Genomic DNA, 22042 nt, shown 5'->3' with positions numbered 1-22042 from the left:
CACCACGCCTTTCAGCATCCTGTCTTGTAAAGTTATTACTAGACGTTATCAGTTCATGCGTTAGCCCGAACTTATCGCATACAGATTCCGGGATTTTTTCTGATAATGGAGAAAAGTCACTAGGGAAAATATTGTGATAAAAATCACAAAGTAAGGCAGGCTACTGGAGAAAAAATCCGCAACGGCGAATTATCGTAGTCTGTGTACCTCAACCAGTATTTTGAAGGCTCTGCTACATGGAAGAAAACACAAGGCAGCGTACGGAAAATTATATTTCAGCAAAAAACCAGCATCCTGCCTGGATACTTCTTGCTACCCGTCGTTCCCCGCTGATACTGAGTTGCCTGAAAACGCTGTTTGAAAAATCAAATGATGGTATCCCTCTTGAGGACGCGATTCAGTCCCTTACCGGTATTCTTGTCGAGCATGTGAGTCAGGAACAGTATGATATTAATCAGGAAAATCCGTCTCTTCAGGCCAGCCGTGAACTACGAGAATGGATAAAACGGCGTTTAATTGTCGAACGGGATGGGCGTATCTTCGCCACCGATGCGCTTGAGGTCGCGATTACGTTTGTTGAGTCGTTGGATAATCGTTTCATGACCTCTACGGCTTCCCGTCTGTCCACCGTACAGCGAGAAATTGAAAATCTGGAAACCCGGCTTAATCCTAACCCGGCAAACCGGGTTTCAACCTTACGTCGTCGTATTGCCGAGCTGGAATGTGAATTACAGGAGGCAGAAGCCGGACATATTGAAGTACTGGAAACGTATCAGGCGGTCGAACATATTCGTGAGGTCTTCAATTTAGCTTCCAGCCTGAGGGCTGACTTTCGTCGCGTTGAAGATTCCTGGCGTGAGGCAGACCGTGCGCTTCGGCAATCCATTATCGGTGAGCAATATCACCGTGGCGATATAGTAGAACGCCTGTTAAACGATCAGGACGCGCTGCTTAATACACCAGAGGGAAGAGTCTTCGACAGTTTTCAGCAACAGCTACGCCAGTCAGCTGAACTGACTGCAATGAGCGAGCGACTGCACGTAATCCTTGGCCATCCTTCTGCTTCTGATGCGCTCAACCGTCTACAGCGTCATGATTTGCGCTGGCTGGTTAAACGCCTGGTCGATGAATCGCAAACCGTACTTCAGGCTCGCGCCCGTAGCGAGCGCGATGTTCGCGGTTTTATGAAAACGGGTCTTGCGGCTGAACATCACCGTGTTGGCCATCTGCTTAACGAATTTCTGAATCTGGCATTAAAACTCGACTGGCAGCGCCAGGTTATTCGCAAACAAGAGGTTCCGCTTCCTGCCATTGGTGTGTCAGTCACGGGTGTCCCTGCTATTGAACGCTTGCGTTTTAAAGAAGTGGACGATGAAGCGGAACAGACATTGGATCTCAGTAATCATGCGGCAGATTTAACGCAGATTGGTGATGATTTCTGGGATGCTTTCAATGGTCTCGATCGTGAGGCGTTGATTCAGCAGACGTTGCAGCTTCTGGCAAAAGAAAATCGTCCCGTTGGTCTGGCTGAGTTGGCGGCGTTGTTGCCCCCGGCTCACGATCTCGAAACGTTCGCCGTCTGGATTGGCATGGCGAGAGAAGCGGGCATTGAGGTTATTGATTCACAGCGCGAATTTGCTGAACTTAGTGATGGGGAAGGTCGTCGCTGGCGATTTAATCTGCCCATTACCGGTCTGGAAAGTCAGGCATTAATGGATATTGATTGGGAGTAGTTGGCATGGCGGGCTTTTTTGACAAACTGATTAACCGGAGCGTTACTGCAAATACAGGCAGTGAATCAGAATCGTTGGATGAAGAAGTTGCCGAAGCATTGGTTGAGGAAAATGCAACCAGTAGTGAAACGCGAACACTGAAAAAAATACGCGAAGCGACTCAGGAATTGCTCAAATACGGCCTGCTGGAAGAGGCCAGTAAACCCAATCTGTACCGCGTGGTACTGACTCACCCTGAAGAGGTTACTCGCATTCTGGAACCTCTCGATCTGGATATTGGCATTGATGAGATCCGCGGTCTGCTGTATGTCAAAGTCAGGCTTGACGAAACGCCAGAACAGGATGAATGGTCACACCCTCTGGTGAGACGGCAACGGCTCAATCTTGAACAATCATTATTAGTCGCCATATTGCGTCAGCATTTTGTTGCCTGGGAGCAAGAAAGTGGAACCGGCGCCAGCCAGGCGCAGATCGCTATCGACGATCTTCTCCCTCAGCTCCAGATTTACCTTGGCGATCCGGGGAGTGAATCAAAAGAACGTACCCGGTTGCTTACCCTGTTGGATCAATTAAAGGGTCATGGGCTGGTAACGTCGCCGGATGCGCATGAGCGGATCGTGATTCGTCCGATTATTGCTCATCTTGCCGATCCGATGAATCTTCAGGCATTACTGGCATGGCTGCGGGAACAGATTGCCCGGCAAACCTCCCCGGATAACGCGTCAGAAAAGGATAGCAGTGAGGAGGACGTATGAATCAGATGGTTCGTCTGACTGGGAAGGAATCTTTCATTCTTACCCACATCGAGTTGTTCAACTGGGGCGGTTTTCATGGATTGCATCAGGCCGCAATCCATCATGAAGGCACTGCCGTTATTGGCCCAACCGGGAGCGGAAAAACCACGCTGGTCGATGCCCTGATGACGCTACTCTGCGCCAATCCCCGTTACAACCTGGCCTCAACCGGCGGTCATGAAAGCGACAGGGATCTTATCTCCTACGTGCGCGGCGTATCCGGCCCCGGTGATGGAGGAGAAGGCCAATCGCATATTGCCAGACCGGGTAAAACCGTGACCGGTATTGCCGCTACGCTGGAGCGCGAAGGACAACAGGTACGTCTGGGGGCGCTGTTGTGGTTTGATTCCACCAGCTCCAGCGTGACGGATATGAAAAGGCTTTGGCTGTTCAGCGATAACCCCGGGCAGACACTGGAGCACTGGTTGAACGTTTACCATGATGGCGGCACACGTTTGCTGCGGCAAATGGAAAAGGAAGCGACCGGCATCTGGACATACCCGAATAAAAAGCAGTACCTGGCTCGCCTGCGGGATTTCTTCGAAGTGGGGGAAAACGCGTTTACGTTGTTAAACCGGGCGGCAGGGTTAAAACAGCTTAACAGTATTGATGAGATTTTCCGGGAGCTGGTGCTGGACGACCATTCCGCCTTCGATCGCGCAACAGAAGTGGCCAATAGTTTTGATGGTCTGACTGAGATTCATCAGGAACTCGAAACGGCGCGTAAACAGCAGCAGTCCTTGCAACCTGTTGCTCTGAGTTGGGACAAGTACCAGAAGCAAGAGCGACAACTTGCTGACAGGAAGATGCAGGAATCGTTGTTACCTATCTGGTTTGCCCAACAGGCGAGTCAGCTCTGGCGGGAAAAGATTAGCCTCCTTAACGCTGAGCTTGGTGAGGCACAAACTCACGAAGAACAGATCCAGTCACGGCTCGAACTGCAAAAAAAGGTGGTTAGCGACTGTATGCAGCGCTATCTCCAGGTCGGCGGCGCCAATATTGATGAACTGAACGAGCGCATCAATGACTGGCAAAAAACGCTCGGTAGTCGAGAAACTCTGGCGCACCAGTATCAACAGCTGACCCGCAATCTTGGATTGCCGCCTGACCTGAGCCAGCCACAGCTGGAAGCGAATCAGCATGAAGCCGAGGCCCGACGTGAACAGCTCGCCGATGATATAAAGTTAAAACAGGAGGAGGCGTATCAAAAAGGCGCGCTCAGCCATCGCATTACCGAAGAACTGCGTGAGCGGGAAACTGAACGCGCCGAGATCGCGCGTCGTCCAGATTCTAACCTTCCCGTACATTATCAGGCGTTTCGCAGCGAGCTGGCAAAAGCGCTGAACATTGATGAGTCTGAACTGCCTTTTGTCGCCGAACTGATTCAGGTTAAACCGGAAGAGGCGCAATGGCGCGGTGCGATTGAACGTGCCGTTGGCAGTAACCGGCTGCGTATTCTGGTTTCACCAGAATCTGCACCGGAAGCGCTGCGCTGGGTAAATCAGCGCAACAACCGTCTGCATGTGCGGATGCTGGAAGTCAAATTGCCGCACTCTCCCGCCCGGTTTTTCGACGATGGCTTTACCCGCAAGCTGTTGTGGAAAGAGCATCCGTGGCGGGAAGCCGTCAAAGCCTTACTGGCGGAAAGCGACAGGCATTGTGTTGACAGCCCTGAACAGTTGCGCGACATGCCTCATGCCATGACGATGCAGGGATTAATGTCCGGTAAACAGCGTTTTTATGACAAGCAGGATCAGAAACGCCTTGATGAAGACTGGCTAACGGGATTCGATAACCGCGATCGCTTGAATTTCCTTGCAAAAGAAATTGCCGCGCTTCAGGAGCAGGTTAAAGCCGCAAACAAGGCACTTGAGTTTGCGAAAGGCGAGGTGGGGCTTTTGCAAAATCAGGCCATTTCATTCCAGAAAATACAACAAATTGATTACGATAGCATCGATGTTCCCGGCGCAAAGGGCCAACTGGAAGCGCTCAAGGAACGGCTGGAGAATCTAATCCGCCCGGATTCTGACGCCAGCGTAGCGAAAGCAAAGCTTGATGAAGCTCAAACGGTTGAATCTGAACTTGATACGCAGCTCAGAGCCGCCAATAAAGTCACTAACGGGCTGGATACAGAACTCACCTCAGCCCGGGCCGCAGAACGTAAGGCCCAGCAAACCGCGCAACAAGCTATGCAGGATGAAGAGCGAGAGTTGTGCGCGTTACATTTTCCTGCGGTGACTCTGGAGCAGCTGCCCGACATTCGCGATCTGTAACGTCAACATGAGCGGGGAATTCAGCAAGAAATTGAGGGTGTTAAAGGTGAACTGCATCGACTGAACATTGAACTGACCAAACGTATGTCTGAAGCCAAACGTGTGGATACCGGGGCGCTCGTTGAGGCAGGGGCTGATTTAGACGATATTCCTGTCTATTTACAGCGTTTGCAGGAACTGACCGAAGAAGCCCTGCCGGAAAAGCTTAATCGCTTTCTTGACTATCTGAATCGTTCATCTGACGACGGCGTAACGCAACTGCTCAGCCATATCGATCATGAGGTGCTGGTGATTGAAGCGCGACTCAGCGAACTCAATGAAACCATGTTCAGGGTTGATTTTCAGCCGGATCGCTACCTGCGTCTGGATACCAAAAAAGTTGTTCATGAAAGCCTGCGCACGCTTGAAAAAGCGCAGCGTCAGCTAAATGCCGCCCGGTTTGTTGATGATAATGGCGAGAGCCATTATAAGGCCTTACAGGTGCTGGTGGCGCAACTGCGGGATGCCTGTGAACGAAACCGTACCCTGGGGGCGAAGGCGCTGCTGGATCCCCGTTTTCGTCTGGAGTTCGCCGTATCGGTGATGGATCGCCAGAGTGGTAATGTAATTGAGTCACGTACCGGCTCGCAGGGCGGTAGCGGCGGAGAAAAAGAGATTATCGCGTCTTACGTGCTGACCGCATCACTTAGCTACGCGCTATGCCCTGCGGGGAGTCGTTATCCGCTGTTTGGCACTATTGTCCTTGATGAAGCTTTCTCCCGTAGCTCTCATGCCGTGGCGGGCAGGATCATTGCCGCGCTTAGAGAGTTTGGTTTACATGCGGTATTTATCACCCCTAATAAAGAGATGCGCCTGTTGCGCGACCATACTCGCTCGGCGATTGTCGTCCACCGGCGCGGTCAGGATTCGAATATGGCCTCGCTGAGCTGGGAAGAACTGGAACAACACTACCAGCGGCGGGAGAACGCGTAAAATGTATTCTCCTGAGGAACTGCGTAAAAAACTAGCCCGGCAGTGGGATAATGCAAAGCTTCGGGCTGAGCGCTTACTTCCTCCAAGTAGCTGGCCGCTCTGCCTGCCCATTGGCAAACCTTCCGCCAGAATGTTCGCAGAGCAAACGCAGTACGTTTTGCAGCACGTACAGTTATGGCGGCAAGTAACGGTTGGGCGTGTGGATTGGGAAGAGGTGAGTTATCGGGCTAGCGGCACGCCAGTATTAATGCCGTTACGCTGGATACTGAATGGCCCTTCTGACTGGATCAACGCAGCGGCGGATCCGGTGATGAGTCGGGAATTTCGCTTGCTGGAGAGAATTATTGAGCAGGTTGATGCCATTTTTCATCCGCTGTTGGTCAGCCATCGTTCTCTCTGGCGGCACAAAGACCCACAAGACATCATCAGCGCAGCCAGGCTGGCCTGCCGATTAGAGCCAGGCTGCGCAAAAGGGCTACCGTTAAGGCTGCTTTCCGGGCAAGGGGTGGATACCAAATTTATCGAGAATAATATTTCGTTATTAACCCGACTGCTGGATGTGCGTTTTTCCGGCGAAGCCAGCGAGCAGGGATTAACCACCTTTCTTGACGCTTTCGATGAGTCCAGCCACTGGGTTCTGGTTGTGCCATTATCGCCCGGATTGCTCCCTTTTAAAAAATGCCGGGTGACGACGGCGGAACTGGCGGAAACGACATTGCCCGCGTCGCGTATTCTGGTGATTGAAAATGAACAGTGTCTGCATCAACTTCCAGCGTTATCTGACACTATTGCGATCTTAGGGTGCGGCCTTGACGTGCAATGGTTATCCAGCTCTGTTCTGGATGAAAAACGCGTTGCCTATTGGGGGGACATGGATAGCTGGGGGCTACTGATGCTGGCGAGAGCCAGGCGCTGTCGCCCGACGCTTGATGTTCTGCTTATGAACCGTGAGTTGTTTGAGCAATATGCCAGCCATAGCGCCGTTTCTGAACCGGTAATAGCGCAGCAAGCAATACCTGATGGCTTGCTTAATGAAGAGATCGATTTTTATCGCAACTTGATCCGCTTGCCGCGTGGTCGTCTGGAGCAGGAATTTTTGCCTGCGGGGATAGTTGAAAAGGCGCTGGTCATGTGGCGGAAAGGATTATAAAGAAGGTTGAAAGATCCGTGAGTACCCTTAGCAATCTACCGGATATTCGGTAGATGCGGTATCATATAGCCGAAGATTTTTCAGCCAGAGGAACCTCTATGCCTTTGCAAATAAAAGACATTATAGATCTGCAAACCCTTGTTGAATCGGAACAGGTAGAGTTCAAGCTGGCAGGGGGAAAAGACGGCAAAGGCGAGTTACCGAAAGACTTCTGGCCCACCTATTCCGCAATGGCAAATGGTCGGGGCGGTTGGGTAGTTCTCGGTGTAAAAGAACAGGCTGGAAAATTTACACCAGTTGGTATTGCTGATCCCGAAAAGATTAAGACCGATCTGTTTAATCAGTTAAACGATCGCGATCGGGTCAGTGCGAATGTGCTGAGATCAGAAAACGATGTGCAACAGGTCTCTTTGCAGGGAACGGACGTTCTGGCGATCCATATTCCACAGGCGATGCGCAAACAAAAGCCGGTTCACCTGAAAAAGTCCCCATTTGGTAACACCTATCAACGTCTGCACGAAGGCGATCGCGTTTGTGATGATATGACCGTCAAGCGGATGCTTGCAGAGCAGATCCACGACAGTCGCGATAATGAAGTGCTTTCCGAACACTATACCTTTCAGGACGATATCGATCTGGACAGTCTGAAAGTCTATCGCAATCTGCTATCGGCAAATAACCCGCAACATCCTTATCTGGCCTGTGAGCCGTTTGAACTATTTAAAATGGTTGGTGGATGGCGTAAAGACAGGGAAACCGGAAAAGAGGGCATAACGCTGGCTGGCGTTCTCATGTTTGGTCAATGGGATGCAATTATTGCCGCAGCGCCCAACTACATGGTGGACTATCAGGAACGGCCCGAGGCTAAAACGGAGCTACGTTGGGTGGATCGGGTATGTCCGGACGGTACATGGTCAGGGAACTTGTTTGATTTTTATCGCAAGGTATACCAAAAGCTGGTCGCCGATCTGAAAGTCCCGTTTACCCTTGAAGAGGGTCAGCGCAAAACGGATACGCCAGTACATATCGCGCTGCGTGAAGCGCTGGTTAACACGCTGGTCCATGCTGATTTTACCGACCGGGTTTCTATTCTGATCGTCAAACGCCCCGATATGTTTGGCTTTCGCAATCCCGGCTTGATGCGCCTGCCGTTGGAGGATGTGATTGCAGGCGGCGTCAGTGATTGCCGCAACAGGTTGCTACACCAGATGTTTTTGCTGATTGGTTTGGGTGAACGTGCAGGTTCAGGAATGCCGAAGATTTTTAGCGGCTGGCGAACGACCAACTGGCGCATGCCGAGACTGAGAGAAAATCCCTTCCCGGCACAGACAATACTGGAGTTACCAACCGCCAGCCTGATCCCGCAGCACGTTCTGGATGATTTGCATCAACGATTTGGCGAGACTTTCGATCAGCTTGATGATTTTGAACAGGTGATTGTTGCAACCGCAGCGATTGAAGGTTGGGTCAATCATGAACGCGCCTGCCAGTTAACAACCCGTCATTCCCGCGAAGTCACGTTGACGCTTCCACGTCTGGAAAGTAAAGGTTTTCTGGTCGCTGGAGGTGAGCAGAAAAGCAAATATTACACCTTGCCCGGCGTATCGGTCATGACGCCGGATGAAGTTTTCTCGTTAGGTGCGGTGGTGAGCTCCACACATAACGAGGGGAACTCCACATATAACGAGCAGAGGTCCACACATAACGAGGGGAGCTCCACATATAGCGAGCTGAGGTCCACACATAACGAGGGGAACTCCACATATAACGAGAAGAGGTCCACACATAACGCCGGGGACGATCAACCTGCGTTCCGGGATGAGTATGGACGTTTGCTTAATCGCTTTATCGACAGACCTTATATTGATGATGTTGAAAATCTTACTGATGCTTTCCGGGATTCGCTATTTGCTTTGGCTGCGGTTCCACGTGAAAGGCTGCGTCTGGGGGATAAAGCGCTGATGAAAAGTGTGATCCTGAATGTGTGCCAGGGGCAGTATATTTCCGTTGCAGCGCTGGGGCAGATCCTTAGCCGTAACCCTAATGCGCTGCGTCAGCAGTACTTAAAACCGCTGGTAGAGCAAGGGGAACTGAAGCTGGCGTTTCCGCAGTATAAGAATGACCCGAAGCAGGGGTATAGTGCAGTTTAATGCTATATCTGGTTGCGATATTCAATAAACGTGCGCCTCGTGTCGTTTGATTTGAACGCACATCGTAAGGAAATAATATGTCGATAAGATGGGAAAGCATCAGGACGTTCAACAATTCTCAAAATAATGCTTTTGAAGAACTGATTTGTCAGTTAGCAAGAGAAGAACCTATTATTAACAAAATAGATTTTCGCCGTGTGGCAGCGCCAGATGGTGGCGTCGAAGCCTATTGTGTACTTGATGATGGAACTGAATATGGCTGGCAGGCAAAGTATTTTTTTAGTATGGGTGATGCTCAGTGGAAACAGTTAAAAGAATCATTTGAAACTGCTTTAAAAACACATCCAAATCTTACCAAATATTATATCTGTATTCCGTTAGATCGACAGGATCCTCGTAGAAAGGATCAGGATTGGTTTATGGATAAATGGAATAAAAAGGTTGCTGAATGGACTCAATACGCTAAAGGGCTAGGAAGAAATATCAGTATTGAGTATTGGGGAAGCTCGGAACTAACCCATCGGTTATCACAAGAGAATAATGCTGGCCGGTTACATTTTTGGTTCTCAGCGGAAGAGTTTACCACTCGTTGGTTTAGCGAACAGATAGAAGAGAGTACTAAAAACCTTGGCAAGCGATATACTCCAGAACTGAATGTCGAACTGGATATTTCCAGAAATTTTGATGCAATTAGCAGAAATAGTGGTTTTTATAAGGTAACACATAAATATTTTCATGATTTTCTTTCAAAACTTAACAAGTTTACAGATGGAGCCATTCATTATTCTGGTAATAACACATCCGAACAATTTAAACGCTGGATTTATGATGTTAAAGACAGCTTTGTTCCCGAAGACCGTGCATTGGAACAGTTTGATATAAATTTATTGTTGAGTCACATAGATAATATTAGTAAGTACTTATCTGATTTTGAACATGAATTTATTGATAATAGCGAAAAGAAAAATGACGATCTGAGGTATCAGGTTAATAATGCATGGCAGGCAATTTCTGACTTTTCAGACTTTATCAAGGGCCCAATGCTGAAATTGGCAAATAGCCCTCTAATGATTCTGTCAGGGGAGGCCGGGATTGGAAAATCTCATTTATTAGCGGATATAGCAAACCATCGAATAAAAAGTAGGATTCCTTGTCTATTACTTCTGGGGCAAAACTTTGTATCAGAAGAGTCACCATGGACACAAATACTAAGAAATATTCTGCGTGTTGATAGTAAAGAAAATGTCTTATTAGGGGCATTGAATGCCAGAGCTGAGGCTCAGGGAGAACGTCTGCTATTTATTATTGATGCAATCAATGAAGGGAAAGGACGGTATTTTTGGCCCGATTATATAGTCGGTATGATAAATCAGTTCTCTAAATATCCTTGGCTTGGGCTTGTTTTGAGTATCAGAAGCTCATATGAAAAATTAATTGTCCCCAAAGACTTTTTCGATGAAAATAAAATAACACGAATTGCTCATTCTGGTTTTGGGAGTGTCGAATATCAGGCATCTAAGTTCTTCTTTTCTCAATATGGTATAGAGCAACCGGGAGTCCCGATATTACATCCTGAATTCAGTAATCCACTTTTTCTTAAAATTTTTTGCGAAGGTCTATATCGCTCTGGATTAAATAAAATTCCGAAAGGATATTCTGGGATAAGTAATATCATTTCATTTTTCATAAACAGTATTGAGGCTAAATTATCGAGACCTTCCTCTTTCAATTACCCTGAAAATTTTAAGCTTATAGAGAAAACCATTAATGAATTAATAGAATATAAGCTAAATAATGACTTGAGTTTTATTCCGTATGAAGCAGCATTTGATATTGCAGAGAAAATCATTGGTCGATATAGTGATCGACGTCGTTTTCTCGATGAATTAATTTCAGAAGGGATATTGTCAAAGAATATCTATTGGAATTCGAAAGATAATTATGAAGAAGGGGTATATCTGGCTTATGAACGATTTGAAGACCATCTGACAGTATCTTTTCTCTTAGATAAATATTCAATAAATAATAATGATGCACTAGATTCTTTTTTTAAAGAGAATGGTGAGTTATATAAATATATAAAATCGAGCTATTTTTATCAGGGTATAATTGAATCACTTTCTATTCAGTTGCCTGAGAAATTTGGCAAAGAGCTTTATGAATTGGTTGAAGTTGAGTATAAAAAACATGATGGTATTATTCGTGCATTTATCTCAAGTCTTATCTGGCGTAAGCCTGATAATATTGAGGAAAAGACGCTTGAATATATTAATAAATATATCATTCCATTTGATAACGGCTTTGATGCCTTTATGCAAATGGTTTATACCGTATCCTCCGACCCCGAACATATTTATAACGCAGACAAGTTACACAAATTTCTTTCAAAACATTCAATGGCAATCAGAGATTCATTCTGGACGAAGTATCTCCATAATTTAGATTATTACGAAACTTCTTCGATGCAGCGTTTAATTGACTGGGCTGGCACGGAAGAGGATAAGTTTTATTTATCGGATGACTCAAGATTACTGGCTGCTAAGGCGCTGTCATGGCTACTGACGAGCACGAATATCAAATTACGAGATGGCGCAACGAAATCGTTAGCCAATTTATTGAAAAATAATATTAAAACGATTACGGCGCTCATAGACAGCTTTAAAGATGTTAATGATCCTTACGTACTGGAGCGGATCCTGGCGGCCTCTTATGGCGCGGTTTTAAATTCTGTTACTCTGGATGATTTAGATAAATTGTCTGAAAATATTGTTGCCACTATTTTTGAAGCTGAGGAAGTATATCCTAATGTTCTTGTCAGGGATTATGCCAGAAATATAATAGAATATGCTTTATATAAAAAAGTATATCAAATGGATAATGTTGATATTATTCGGCCTCCATATCGAAGTGATTTTCCAACGACTTTCCCAACCAATGAGGAAATTGATGCGTATAAATATGATTATAATGCTGCGGATTTTAAAGATTACTATTGGGGACAAAATGCAATATTAAGCTCAATGGTTACTGAGTATGGACGGGGGATCTGTAGCTATGGTGATTTCGGACGTTATACTTTTCAGAGTGCATTATCTGGATGGTGTGATTTTGACCCTAATGATCTAAGTAACTATGCCTGTAAACTGATTTTTGAGAAATATGGCTATGATGTTGAGAAGCATGGACAGTTTGATCGATACGCCAGTGAGGGGGATAGAAGCAGGAACAAAAAAGAAAGAATAGGTAAAAAATACCAATGGATTGCATTGTATGAGGTTCTGGCGCGTATTGCGGACAATCATCAGGTGGCCGAAGGGGGCAGTCGCTGGTCAGAGTCGAAAAATTATGTCTGGTTTCAGGGGCCCTGGGAGTTGTTTGTCAGAAAAATAGATCCAACCACGCCATCTTATAGCAAAGAGATTATAAGACAAAAAAGCTTCTGGAATAATGAAAATCCATATAATGACTGGGATGGCACTATTAATGATTGGTTGAAGAGAGAGGCTAATTTACCTGATCCACTTGAACTGATATCAGTTCTGTCTGCTGATGATAAAAAATATTTATTGCTTGATGGCTTTTTTACATGGGATGAGCCACTTCCTCTTGGTGAGGACGAATATGGCTATGCAAAAAAACACCTTTGGTATCATATTAGAAGTTATTTAGTAAAAGAAGGTGAATTACCAACGCTAATATCCAATTTGAATAAAGATCTGTCATTAATCCGAAATTTACCAGAATCGCATGATCAATACCGAGTCTTTAGCCGAGAGTATTACTGGTCGCCTGCATATCAATATTTTGACGACCCGTACTACGGAGATAAGGGATGGCAGAATATTTATACTGATTGGCAAAAGCAGGGAAAACCCATTGCGACGGTTTGTCTGACATCTGAAAGTCATCATTGGGAGTCTGATTCGTCCGGTGATAATGAACTATCATATCTGGCACCTTGCGAATTTATGTATCATGGTATGAAGTTGAATTATTCTGAAAATACAGGGGAATGGTTGGATAGTGATGGCGATGTTACATTTTTGGATCCGTCTATTCACTGTGAAAATAAATCAGCACTCATTGTTGATAAAGATAAACTAGAGCAATTTTTATTAAAAAATGAATTGAATATAGTTTGGGTTGTTACCGGTGAAAAGAATATTCACTCAATGCGTCATATTGATCTCGATGGTGATAAATGGCTGGAGATATATGGGCTTTATACTTTAAAGAATAATAATGTAGGCGGGTGGAGAATAATTAAATAAGGGGCTAAAAATTTCTTGCCGTCTGTTACCAATAGCGGTATCTTTTCCCGGCGCCTGCAAATTCAGGTGCCGGGATTGGTCTCCTGAAGATATTCCTTACTGGCGACATATGACGCGCTTTGCGTCTTTTTTATGTCGTTCATCCGGCTACATCTCAATGGTGGGCCGGGCGGAGGCGTCGTAAGACGCGCCGGTGTCCAGTAAGGCCGGTAAGACCAACTCCGTCCGGTTCCACCACCCGCAAGATTGGTCTCTTCGGTGGTGGTTCAATTAATCACTTACTGGAGGTTGCCATTATGGCTACGATCCCCACCCAGACACACCCGTTACTTGCCGTTCCCTTCAATGCCGCTACGGACTTCACCGTCCTTGCCAGCCACTGCGAAAACTTCGCCGAAACCCTGATTGAAAGTAAAGATATCGCGTTAAAAATGGCGCTCTGCGGCAGACTCAACACCGCTCTGACGCTGCTCCAGCCCACGCTGTTAGACCCCGTCCCGCCCCATCTTGTTGAAAGCCTGACCGTTGACACCCTCCCCGCAAACGCCCCTCAGTTTGGGCCTGAATGTACCGAGCTATGTAACTACTGCCTTGCCCTGACGCAGACGCTGGCGGGGCAGGGGTTTTCCTCTGAAACGGAGAAATACCTTAGCTGGCTGTTGTATGACCTGATCAATTACTTTGCGGCAGAAATGAAAGCCCCGCGTTGGCTGCGTACACCTGACGGCGTAAAGTTTATTGATGGGGTGGCGGCATGATGCAACCGGACTGGCATTCCGCCGACATTATCGCGGCGCTGAAAAAGCGTGGAACGTCGCTGTCCGCCGTTTCCCGCAACTCAGGGCTGGCGTCCTCCACGCTGGCGAATGCGCTGATTAGACACTGGCCCAAAGGTGAAAGGCTGATCGCCGAAGCGCTGGGCATTGCGCCTGAGCAAATCTGGCCTTCCCGCTATCACAGACCAAGTTAAAACAGACTCTCCCGATCTTCTGTCAGCTCTGCTGGCTGAAGATCGGGAGAAGGCAAGCGAAGCGCGGCAGACTGCCATTCACAGAATGACGAAAAAATCCACAAACAACTCAATTTCCAGAAAAAAGATTTCCCCTTTTCATCCTCATAAACCGGGTGTAATCTCCCTCCTGCAATATGCTGTCGTCGACAGCTCCCTTTGCTTCAAAACCTGAAAGAAGCACCTGTTATCAGGACGGTTGATCCCTTTACCGGTGCAGACCTCTGCAAACACCGGGTCGCAAAACATCGCGGCGGAGGCCCGAAGTTATACACGCTACATCCTTTTACTGCGCCAGTTCATCGGCTGTCATTCCACACAACCGGAAATCACCCGATTTCACGGCTCACTTACACCTGCTGAATTTCAGCGCCTTTTACCTGCACCAGTCCACTGGTCGATGTTTCACCGTGCCGGAAACTTTCCGGTAAATCCTGCACCTGCTGCTACATCGGCGCCCTTTGCGTTACGGGCTGCGGCCTGCATTGCCGCAAGGCTTTGCTGCCGCGTGACCGTAAACCTGCACCAGAACTGCCTCTTTCAGAGCACCAAACCTGACCGGGCGTCACTTGAGTCCCGTATTACGGGCGCAAGTGACGCCGTTCCACCACACCGACGCGAGCCACGGAAAATCTGGCCTGCGCCCTCAATCCCCCACACTGACACGCCGTTTTCAGGCCGCTGTCAGCCATAAAAAGGAGAAGAAGATCGATACCGAGGGGGGCATGATGCCCCGGAGAATTTCCTGCTACGGCAAGCAGCCTGTACCGCGTACAGTCTGAAACTCCCTACACCTCAACAACCTGCCACCCCGGCGTGAAGGTATCGTTCTGGCGCAGCCATAAAGCATACGCCGGGGCCAGATTGTGCTTTTTAACAGCGGCAAGGGGTAGCTATGGGTAAATTAGGCGGTGAAATGAAGGCGCTGGCGAAAAAGGTCGGTGGCAGTTTTAAAACGGTGGATGACCGCATTCATATTGTGCAGCGGTTCAGCCACCATTTACGCTCGCTGAATATCCAGATCCAGCGGGTGGAGCAGATCAAGGTTCGCCATATCGAATGCTACGTTCAGGCACGTCTGGCGCAGGAAATCGGTAAACGGACGCTGCAAAATGAAATGGCCGCGCTGCGCGGCGTACTGCAACAGGCCGGATGTAAGCAGGTGGCAGAGCATGAGCGGCTGACCAATAAATCATTGGGGCTGGCTGGCGCATCGCGTAACGGCACCAACCGGGCCATCACGCCGGAGTATTATCAGCAGGTGCTGGAAGCCGCCCGCGATAAAGACGCAGGGCTGGCGGTAACGCTGGAACTGGCAAGGCTGATGGGGTTGCGCTCGCAGGAAGCGGTTCAGTGCTGTCAGTCATTAAAAACGTGGAAACAGGCGCTGGAGCGCGGCGAAACCCGGCTGACGGTAGTGTTTGGCACCAAGGGGCATCGTCCGCGTGAAACTATTATTCAGGATACTGGCGCAGTGAAAAAAGCGCTGGATAACGCCTTATCTGTCGCAGAGTTGCGTAACGGCAGACTGATTGATCAGCCCAACCTCCAGAAGGCCATGAATTACTGGCGGGGAGCGCTCGCTGAAGCCGGACTGACGGGGAATTATACCCCGCACTCACTGCGCTATGCGTGGGCGCAGGATGCCATCCGTCACTATCTGACGCAGGGATTCAGCGACAAAGAAGCGCTGGCGCTGACCTCAATGGATTTGGGCCACGGCGACGGACGCGGGCGATATGTGGTGCAGGTCTACGGGCGGCGTGATGAGGAGTAATTTCCTGTTCTGGTGCAATCATGAAAAGGCCGAAGGGATAAGGGGACGCTAAGGGTAACAGCGCCAGACCGGAAAAGGCCAAAGGGCTTAAAAGGCCGGAACTGGCGCAGTTAACCGGGTTTCGGCACTGGTACAAATAAAAAAGCAGATCCGTGAGATCTGCTTTCCGGCGTGGCTCGCTGAATGGCTTAGGCTACCTGAACCTGCCTGTTATAACGATACGGCGCAACAAACTTCTGCCGACTGGCGTCGAGCCAGTCCGACCACCACTGCATCATCTGCGTGCGCTCGTCGAGATGCTCAGCTTTGTGGATATAGGCGGCGCGAACGTTGTTACGCTCCTGATGGCTCATCTGCCGCTCCACGGCGTCTTTCGACCAGCGCCCGGACTCAATCAACGCGCTACAGGCCATCGTGCGGAAGCCATGACCGCAGACGTCCACCTTCGTATCGTAGCCCATCACCCGCAGCGCCTTGTTGATGGTGTTTTCACTCATTGGCTTACGTGGATCGTGATCGCCGGGAAACAGCAATTCACTGCTGCCGGACAGCAATTTTAGCTGTTTTAGCACCGCGACCGCCTGTTTTGACAGCGGCACCAGATGCTGCATTTTCATCTTTGCGCCACGCTCTGAATAACGCACATCCGGGATCGGCTCACGTTCGGCGGGGATGATCCACATTGCGCCATCCAGATCGATCTCCGTCCAGCGGGCAAAGCGCAGTTCGCTGGAACGGATAAAGATCAGCAGGTTAAGCTGTACCGCCAGCCGGGTTAACAGCCTGCCGGAATAGCTTTCCAGCTTCTCCAGTAACTCCGGGATCTTCTCCAGTGGCAGGGCGGGGTAGTGGTTTTTCGGCGGCGGCGCGATAGCCCCGGTCAGATCGTTGGCCGGGTTGCTGGCGATCAGACTCTCCTGCACCGCGTAGCGCATAATCGCCGTGGTGCGCTGCTGTATCCGCGCGGCGGTTTCCAGATTGCCTTTTCTCTCAGCCACCCGCAGCGGGATCAGCAGATCGGCAGTTTTCAAATCGGCGACAGGGAATTTACCGATTAGGGGGAAAACGTGCAGTTCCAGCGAACGCAGGACTTTGGCCGCGTGGGCTTCATTCCAGCGGATATTTCCCGCCAGCCACTTACGGGCGATCTCTTCAAAGGTATTACCGCTTTTCTTCGCCTGTTTTTCCTGCTGCTTCTTCACCCCCGGATCGTCGCCTGCGCTGAGTACGGCGCGAGCCTCTTCACGAAGTTTGCGCGCATTTGCCAGCGTCACGGTCGGGTAAGCGCCAAACGCCAGCTTCTTCTCCTTGCCGCCAAAGCGGTACTTGAGTTGCCAGAGTTTGGAGCCGTTGGGTTTGATCAGCAGGTATAAACCCTGCGCGTCGCTGAGTTTGTAAGGTTTATCGAGCGGCTTTGCGTTACGGATGGCGGTATCGGTGAGTGGCATAGCGGGGGGCTCCAGAGTTTATCGAACCAACAGGCCCCCAATTAAGCCCCCAAAAACTCTGGATGTCAAAAAATCTGGCAGTATCTATTGATACTCCAGACTCTTTGTAACTTACTGATTTTTTAACGTTTCAGGACGTATAGGAACGCCATGAAACTAAATAGTGGTGCCCGGACTCGGAATCGAACCAAGGACACGGGGATTTTCAATCCCCTGCTCTACCGACTGAGCTATCCGGGCAACGGGGCGCATTAAACCGCAATCAGTCACGGCCGTCAACCAAATTTCGGCGAAAATGGTTCAACTGCTTACTATTACGGCAATTTTGCGGTTTCTGTCGTGGAAACGCGTAGCCATGCCCGGTGGGCTCAGGTGAGCGCGCCGCCCTGGCGGCACTGCGCGAAGCGCAAAATATCTTCCGCCAGCCGGTGGGCGGTATCAACATCGACCTGGCTACGGTTGACTAACATGCGGCTCAGGCAGCCCTCCAGTACCAGCTCCATCTGTTTCGCCACCATCGATGGGTCGTCGACTTCCAACTGGGTCAGCAGCGTATGGCTGAACTGGAATGCGGCCTGCTTCTGCTGGTTAGCGAGCTGATGAATCGGGTGCTCGGCGTCCGGATAGAAGGTACAGGCGGCGATAAACAGACAGCCGGGATAGCGGTTTTTGGTGACGCAGTCGGTTAGCGCGCTGTAGCGGGCGAGCAGCTTCTCTTCTGCCGTCAGCGCATCGTTTAGCATCAGCTGGCGACGCCAGGTTTCCACCTGCTGACTCAGATAGCGCAGGGCGTCATACTGCAACGCTTCGCTGTCAGGCCAGTAGCGGCGCAGCTCTTCCAGCGGGCGGTCCACACGCTCAGCAACCATCTCCAGCGTTGTGCTGGCCATCCCTTTTTGTTCAAGGAGCTGCAGAGCTTCTCCCAATACGTCTTCGCGTTGCACGGTATTCTCCTCCGTTCCCGACGGCTATTCGTCTAAAAGTGTTGTCTACGGTTGGCGATCGCGCAAATGTGCGCGGAACGCGGTGGCGTCCATAAAGCCGGTCACCCGTAAAGCGGGCAGCTCGTTGCCGTTTTCATCAAAGAAAAGGATTGTCGGCAGACCGAGTACCTGCAAATGTTTCAGCAGCGCCACGTCCCGGGCGCTGTTGGCGGTAACATCTGCTTGCAGCAGGACGGTGTTTTGCAGCGCCTGCTGTACCTGCGGGTCGCTAAAGGTGTACTTCTCAAACTCTTTGCAGGCCACGCACCAGTCGGCGTACAGGTCGAGCATCACCGGTTTACCGCGGGCGTTAGCCAGCGCGCTTTCCAGCGTTTCGACGCTGCTGATGCGGGTAAAGGCGAGGTGCGATGGGTTCTGCGCCACGGTGGTGCCAAAGGCCCAATCCTGAAGCGGGCGCACGCTAATCAGCGCGGCGGCCAGCAGGATAATTTGCCCGATGCGCTGCCAGGGTTTTTTCAAGCCGAGGCTGCTAATAAACGCCCAGCTGAAGAAGGCCACGCCGAGCATTGACCACAGCCGCAGCCCCCAGATATCGCCAATAATACGCTCCAGCAGGAACACCGGCAGCGCAAGGATCACAAAGCCAAAGGCAGTTTTGACGTGCGCCATCCACGGCCCGCTTTTTGGCAGCAGGCGGTTGCCGAACACCGTTACCAGGATCAGCGGCAGGCCCATGCCCAGCGCGTAGAGGTACAGCGTGCCGCCGCCGAGCCACAGGTTACCGCTTTGGGCGATATACAGCAGAATAGCGCTCAGCGGTGCGGTGGTACACGGCGAACAAATCAGCCCTGCAATCGCGCCCATCGCAAACACGCCGCCCACAGAGCCGCCCTGCTGGCGGTTGCTCATCAGGGTCAGACGGGTTTGCAGCGATGACGGTAGCTGGAGCGAAAAGGCACCAAACATCGACAGCGCCAGCAGAATAAAGACCGCCGACAGGCCGATCAGTACGTAAGGATGCTGCAGCGCGGCCTGGAACTGCATCCCGGCAGCGGCAACGACCAGGCCCAGCGCGGTATAGGTGAGCGCCATGCCCTGCACGTAGATGAATGCCAGCAGCAGCGCGCGGCCGGTGGCAAGACGCTGTTTGCCGCCGAGGACGATGCCGGAGATCAGCGGGTACATCGGCAGTACGCACGGAGTGAAGGCGATACCAATACCGATAAGTAAGGCCCAAAGCGCACTGAAGGGGAGGGCGGCGCTAGCATCGCCCCTTACCCCGGCGGCCTCCCCGGAGGATGGGAGGGCAGAGACCGCGTTCAGCGGTACGGTTCGGGTTTCCGGTGGGTAGCAGAAGCCCGCGTCGGCGCAGCCCTGGTAGGTGACCGTCAAGGTGGCGCCGTGGCTGGCCTCGGTCAGCGTGACGGGTATGGTCAGGCTTTGGCGGTAGATTTCGCTGTTGCCATAGAACTCGTCGTTATGCGGCTGACCTTTGGGCAACGCGAGCGGGGCGATGCTGGCGTTGGCCGGGTTAATCTTGATCTGCTGGCGGTAGAGGTAGTAGCCCTCTTTTACCTGCCAGCGGAGATTCACGTCATGCTGTTTCTGCTGAAAATCGAAGGCAAACGCCCGATCAGCGGGAACGAAATTTGTCTTGCCGGGGCCGTCAAACAGCCCGGCGGCGAAGGCTGAGGTGCTGCACAGCAGCAGAATCAGCGTAAGGATGCGTTGAGCCATGAGAGATAATCAACATCTGCGTGAGTAACGGGTAATACTAACAGTTCTGGCGTTTGGTACGGGTGGTGCGCCTTGAGGCAGTCCAGCAACGCCTGCTGGTGGGTAAGGTCGGTTTTGAGCAGCATTTGAACTTCATACTCTTGTTCGAGCTTCCCCTCCCAATAGTATAGCGATGTCGCGCCGGGTAGCAGGGTCACGCAGGCGGCTAATTTTTCCGCCAGCACTTTGGCCGCCAGATCCTGGGCGGTCGCTTCATCCGGAGCAGTACAGAGAACCACTACAGCGTCGGGAGTGCTCATTGTAAACCTCGTTATCGATGAAAAGAGGCACTATAGCACGGAGGTAGGAGCGGGTTGAGTGAATCGGGCCGCAGAGCGGCCCGGCTTTAAGGATATTTACAGGCGGTTAGAGGATTAACCCACCGAAGATAAACCCAAGAATCACGCACAGGGCGATGGCAATCACGCCCGGGATCAGGAACGCGTGGTTGAAAACGTATTTACCGATACGGGTCGAGCCGGTGTCGTCCATTTCTACCGCTGCCAGCAGCGTTGGATAGGTTGGCAGAACGAACAGCGCAGACACTGCCGCAAAGGACGCAATCGCGGTCAGCGGCGTAACGCCCAGCATCAGCGCCGCAGGCATCAGGGCCTTGGTGGTCGCCGCCTGGGAATACAGCAGAGTGGCCGCAAAGAACAGCACCACCGCCAGCAGCCACGGGTAGTTTTGCAGCAGGTCGCCCGCAATACCCTGAATATCAGCGATGTGCGCCTTCACGAAGGTATCGCCCAGCCACGCGACGCCCAGCACGCACACGCAGGCGCTCATGCCGGATTTAAACGTGCTGGCGTTGAGGATTTCACCGGTGTCCACTTTACAGGTGACGCAAATCAGCGTGGCGATAGTCAGCATAAACACCACAATGGCTTCGTTACGCGGCAGCACCGGGTTCTGAATCAGACCGACGGTATCGCTGATGGCCGTTGCGTAGAACATCACCGCCACAATACCGATCAGGAACAGCAGCACCGAACGTTTAGCGTGCGGCTTCAGCTCAAACACCTTGCTGCCACGCAGGCGCACTTCGCCTTTTGCCAGACGTTCCTGGTACACCGGGTCGTCTTTCAGTTCGCAGCCCAGGAAGTTACAGACGATCGCGGTGAGCATTACGGCAATCAGGGTGACCGGAATACAGATGGCCAGCAGGGTCAGGTAGCTCACGCCCATTGGCTCAAGGATGCCGGCGAAGAACACAACCGCAGCGGAAATCGGCGAGGCGGTAATCGCAATCTGCGAGGCGACCACGGCGATAGACAGCGGGCGGGAAGGACGGATGCCCTGTTCTTTTGCTACTTCGGTGATCACCGGCAGCGTAGAGAATGCGGTATGCCCGGTACCGGCAAGGATAGTCATAAACCAGGTGACCAGCGGCGCGAGGAACGTAATGTATTTTGGGTGCCGACGCAGAAGGCGCTCGGCGAGGCTGACGAGATAGTCCATACCACCGGCAATTTGCATCGCGGCAATTGCGGCGATAACCGCCATGATGATCTCGATAACGTCAAAGGGTATCGCGCCCGGTTTAATTTGAAAAATAAGCGTCAGCACCAGCACGCCGAAGCCGCCGGCAAAGCCGATGCCTATCCCCCCAAGTCTTGCCCCTAAATAGATGGCAAGAAGCACAATGACCAGTTCTGCTCCAAACATATTAGCCTTCCTTGTTTAACAAGTTGATATGTAATTGTTGTGTTTTCGTGAATTATAGAAACAAAAAAGGCATGTCA

General features: G+C 50.6%; 13 protein-coding genes, 1 tRNA gene and 2 pseudogenes. 10 read left to right on the top strand and 6 right to left on the bottom strand.

Going from position 1 to position 22042, the window contains the following annotated elements:
- The first annotated feature begins 236 nt into the window (after positions 1 to 236).
- The 10 genes and pseudogenes from H7R58_RS21750 to H7R58_RS21710 all read left to right on the top strand — a co-directional run bounded on the left by H7R58_RS21750 (position 237) and on the right by H7R58_RS21710 (position 16129).
- The gene (locus tag H7R58_RS21750) at positions 237 to 1733 is read left to right on the top strand and encodes a DUF3375 domain-containing protein (RefSeq protein ID WP_182929616.1); all 1497 of its coding nucleotides are present in this window, start codon (positions 237 to 239) and stop codon (positions 1731 to 1733) included.
- Between the two features lie 5 nt (positions 1734 to 1738).
- Entirely contained in the window at positions 1739 to 2488 is a 750-nt protein-coding gene (locus tag H7R58_RS21745; RefSeq protein WP_182929615.1) for a DUF4194 domain-containing protein, read from the top strand.
- A pseudogene (locus H7R58_RS25515) lies at positions 2485 to 2688 on the top strand (ATP-binding protein); the annotation flags it as partial. The gene H7R58_RS21745 and the pseudogene H7R58_RS25515, both read left to right, overlap by 4 nt.
- 1737 nt (positions 2689 to 4425) lie before the next feature.
- Positions 4426 to 5772: pseudogene (locus H7R58_RS25360) on the top strand (SbcC/MukB-like Walker B domain-containing protein).
- Between the two features lies 1 nt (position 5773).
- The gene (locus tag H7R58_RS21735) at positions 5774 to 6922 is read left to right on the top strand and encodes a DUF3322 domain-containing protein (RefSeq protein WP_182929614.1); all 1149 of its coding nucleotides are present in this window, start codon (positions 5774 to 5776) and stop codon (positions 6920 to 6922) included.
- Positions 6923 to 7020: 98 nt separating this feature from the next.
- Positions 7021 to 9072 carry an RNA-binding domain-containing protein gene (locus H7R58_RS21730; protein WP_182929613.1) on the top strand — a complete coding sequence of 684 codons (2052 nt, stop codon included), beginning with the start codon at positions 7021 to 7023 and terminating at the stop codon, positions 9070 to 9072.
- A gap of 77 nt (positions 9073 to 9149) precedes the next feature.
- On the top strand, positions 9150 to 13343 hold the full coding sequence (locus H7R58_RS21725; RefSeq protein ID WP_182929612.1) for an NACHT domain-containing protein: 4194 nt from the start codon (positions 9150 to 9152) through the stop codon (positions 13341 to 13343).
- A 296-nt stretch (positions 13344 to 13639) separates the two neighbouring features.
- Complete coding sequence (locus H7R58_RS21720; protein ID WP_142464964.1) at positions 13640 to 14101, top strand: hypothetical protein; 462 nt, start codon at positions 13640 to 13642, stop codon at positions 14099 to 14101.
- Positions 14098 to 14313 (top strand): helix-turn-helix domain-containing protein, encoded by a 216-nt coding sequence (locus H7R58_RS21715; protein ID WP_182929611.1) that lies wholly within the window; start codon positions 14098 to 14100, stop codon positions 14311 to 14313. The genes H7R58_RS21720 and H7R58_RS21715 overlap by 4 nt, the downstream gene beginning before the upstream one ends.
- 934 nt (positions 14314 to 15247) lie before the next feature.
- Positions 15248 to 16129 (top strand): integrase domain-containing protein, encoded by an 882-nt coding sequence (locus H7R58_RS21710; RefSeq protein WP_182929610.1) that lies wholly within the window; start codon positions 15248 to 15250, stop codon positions 16127 to 16129.
- A 188-nt stretch (positions 16130 to 16317) separates the two neighbouring features.
- Here the strand turns inward: H7R58_RS21710 and H7R58_RS21705 are convergent, their stop codons facing one another.
- From H7R58_RS21705 to H7R58_RS21680, 6 genes are all read right to left on the bottom strand, one after another.
- A complete protein-coding gene (locus tag H7R58_RS21705) occupies positions 16318 to 17577 on the bottom strand; it encodes a tyrosine-type recombinase/integrase (protein WP_182929609.1) in 1260 nt (419 codons plus the stop codon).
- Between the two features lie 164 nt (positions 17578 to 17741).
- Positions 17742 to 17817, bottom strand: a tRNA-Phe gene (locus H7R58_RS21700).
- A gap of 128 nt (positions 17818 to 17945) precedes the next feature.
- The gene (locus H7R58_RS21695; protein WP_106927395.1) at positions 17946 to 18521 is read right to left on the bottom strand and encodes a transcriptional regulator; all 576 of its coding nucleotides are present in this window, start codon (positions 18519 to 18521) and stop codon (positions 17946 to 17948) included.
- 45 nt (positions 18522 to 18566) lie between these two features.
- The gene (locus H7R58_RS21690; protein WP_182929608.1) at positions 18567 to 20258 is read right to left on the bottom strand and encodes a protein-disulfide reductase DsbD; all 1692 of its coding nucleotides are present in this window, start codon (positions 20256 to 20258) and stop codon (positions 18567 to 18569) included.
- On the bottom strand, positions 20234 to 20557 hold the full coding sequence (gene cutA / locus H7R58_RS21685; protein WP_182928424.1) for a divalent cation tolerance protein CutA: 324 nt from the start codon (positions 20555 to 20557) through the stop codon (positions 20234 to 20236). Before cutA ends, H7R58_RS21690 begins: the two co-directional genes overlap by 25 nt.
- A gap of 106 nt (positions 20558 to 20663) precedes the next feature.
- On the bottom strand, positions 20664 to 21965 hold the full coding sequence (locus H7R58_RS21680; protein WP_182929607.1) for an anaerobic C4-dicarboxylate transporter: 1302 nt from the start codon (positions 21963 to 21965) through the stop codon (positions 20664 to 20666).
- Between the last annotated feature and the right edge of the window lie 77 nt (positions 21966 to 22042).

The organism is Klebsiella sp. WP4-W18-ESBL-05, from assembly GCF_014169075.1.
In the GTDB taxonomy this organism is placed as follows: domain Bacteria; phylum Pseudomonadota; class Gammaproteobacteria; order Enterobacterales; family Enterobacteriaceae; genus Kluyvera; species Kluyvera ascorbata_B.
The sequence above is the reverse complement of the archived record's forward strand: the minus strand, read 5'-3'. Positions and strand labels throughout refer to the sequence as shown.

What these genes read in the sequence shown, in the direction of transcription:
- H7R58_RS21750 (WP_182929616.1), top strand. Translation starts at nt 237, where the DNA reads ATGGAAGAAAACACAAGGCAGCGTACGGAAAATTATATTTCAGCAAAA.
- H7R58_RS21745 (WP_182929615.1), top strand. Translation starts at nt 1,739, where the DNA reads ATGGCGGGCTTTTTTGACAAACTGATTAACCGGAGCGTTACTGCAAAT.
- H7R58_RS21735 (WP_182929614.1), top strand. Translation starts at nt 5,774, where the DNA reads ATGTATTCTCCTGAGGAACTGCGTAAAAAACTAGCCCGGCAGTGGGAT.
- H7R58_RS21730 (WP_182929613.1), top strand. Translation starts at nt 7,021, where the DNA reads ATGCCTTTGCAAATAAAAGACATTATAGATCTGCAAACCCTTGTTGAA.
- H7R58_RS21725 (WP_182929612.1), top strand. Translation starts at nt 9,150, where the DNA reads ATGTCGATAAGATGGGAAAGCATCAGGACGTTCAACAATTCTCAAAAT.
- H7R58_RS21720 (WP_142464964.1), top strand. Translation starts at nt 13,640, where the DNA reads ATGGCTACGATCCCCACCCAGACACACCCGTTACTTGCCGTTCCCTTC.
- H7R58_RS21715 (WP_182929611.1), top strand. Translation starts at nt 14,098, where the DNA reads ATGATGCAACCGGACTGGCATTCCGCCGACATTATCGCGGCGCTGAAA.
- H7R58_RS21710 (WP_182929610.1), top strand. Translation starts at nt 15,248, where the DNA reads ATGGGTAAATTAGGCGGTGAAATGAAGGCGCTGGCGAAAAAGGTCGGT.
- H7R58_RS21705 (WP_182929609.1), bottom strand. Translation starts at nt 17,577, where the DNA reads ATGCCACTCACCGATACCGCCATCCGTAACGCAAAGCCGCTCGATAAA.
- H7R58_RS21690 (WP_182929608.1), bottom strand. Translation starts at nt 20,258, where the DNA reads ATGGCTCAACGCATCCTTACGCTGATTCTGCTGCTGTGCAGCACCTCA.
- cutA (WP_182928424.1), bottom strand. Translation starts at nt 20,557, where the DNA reads ATGAGCACTCCCGACGCTGTAGTGGTTCTCTGTACTGCTCCGGATGAA.
- H7R58_RS21680 (WP_182929607.1), bottom strand. Translation starts at nt 21,965, where the DNA reads ATGTTTGGAGCAGAACTGGTCATTGTGCTTCTTGCCATCTATTTAGGG.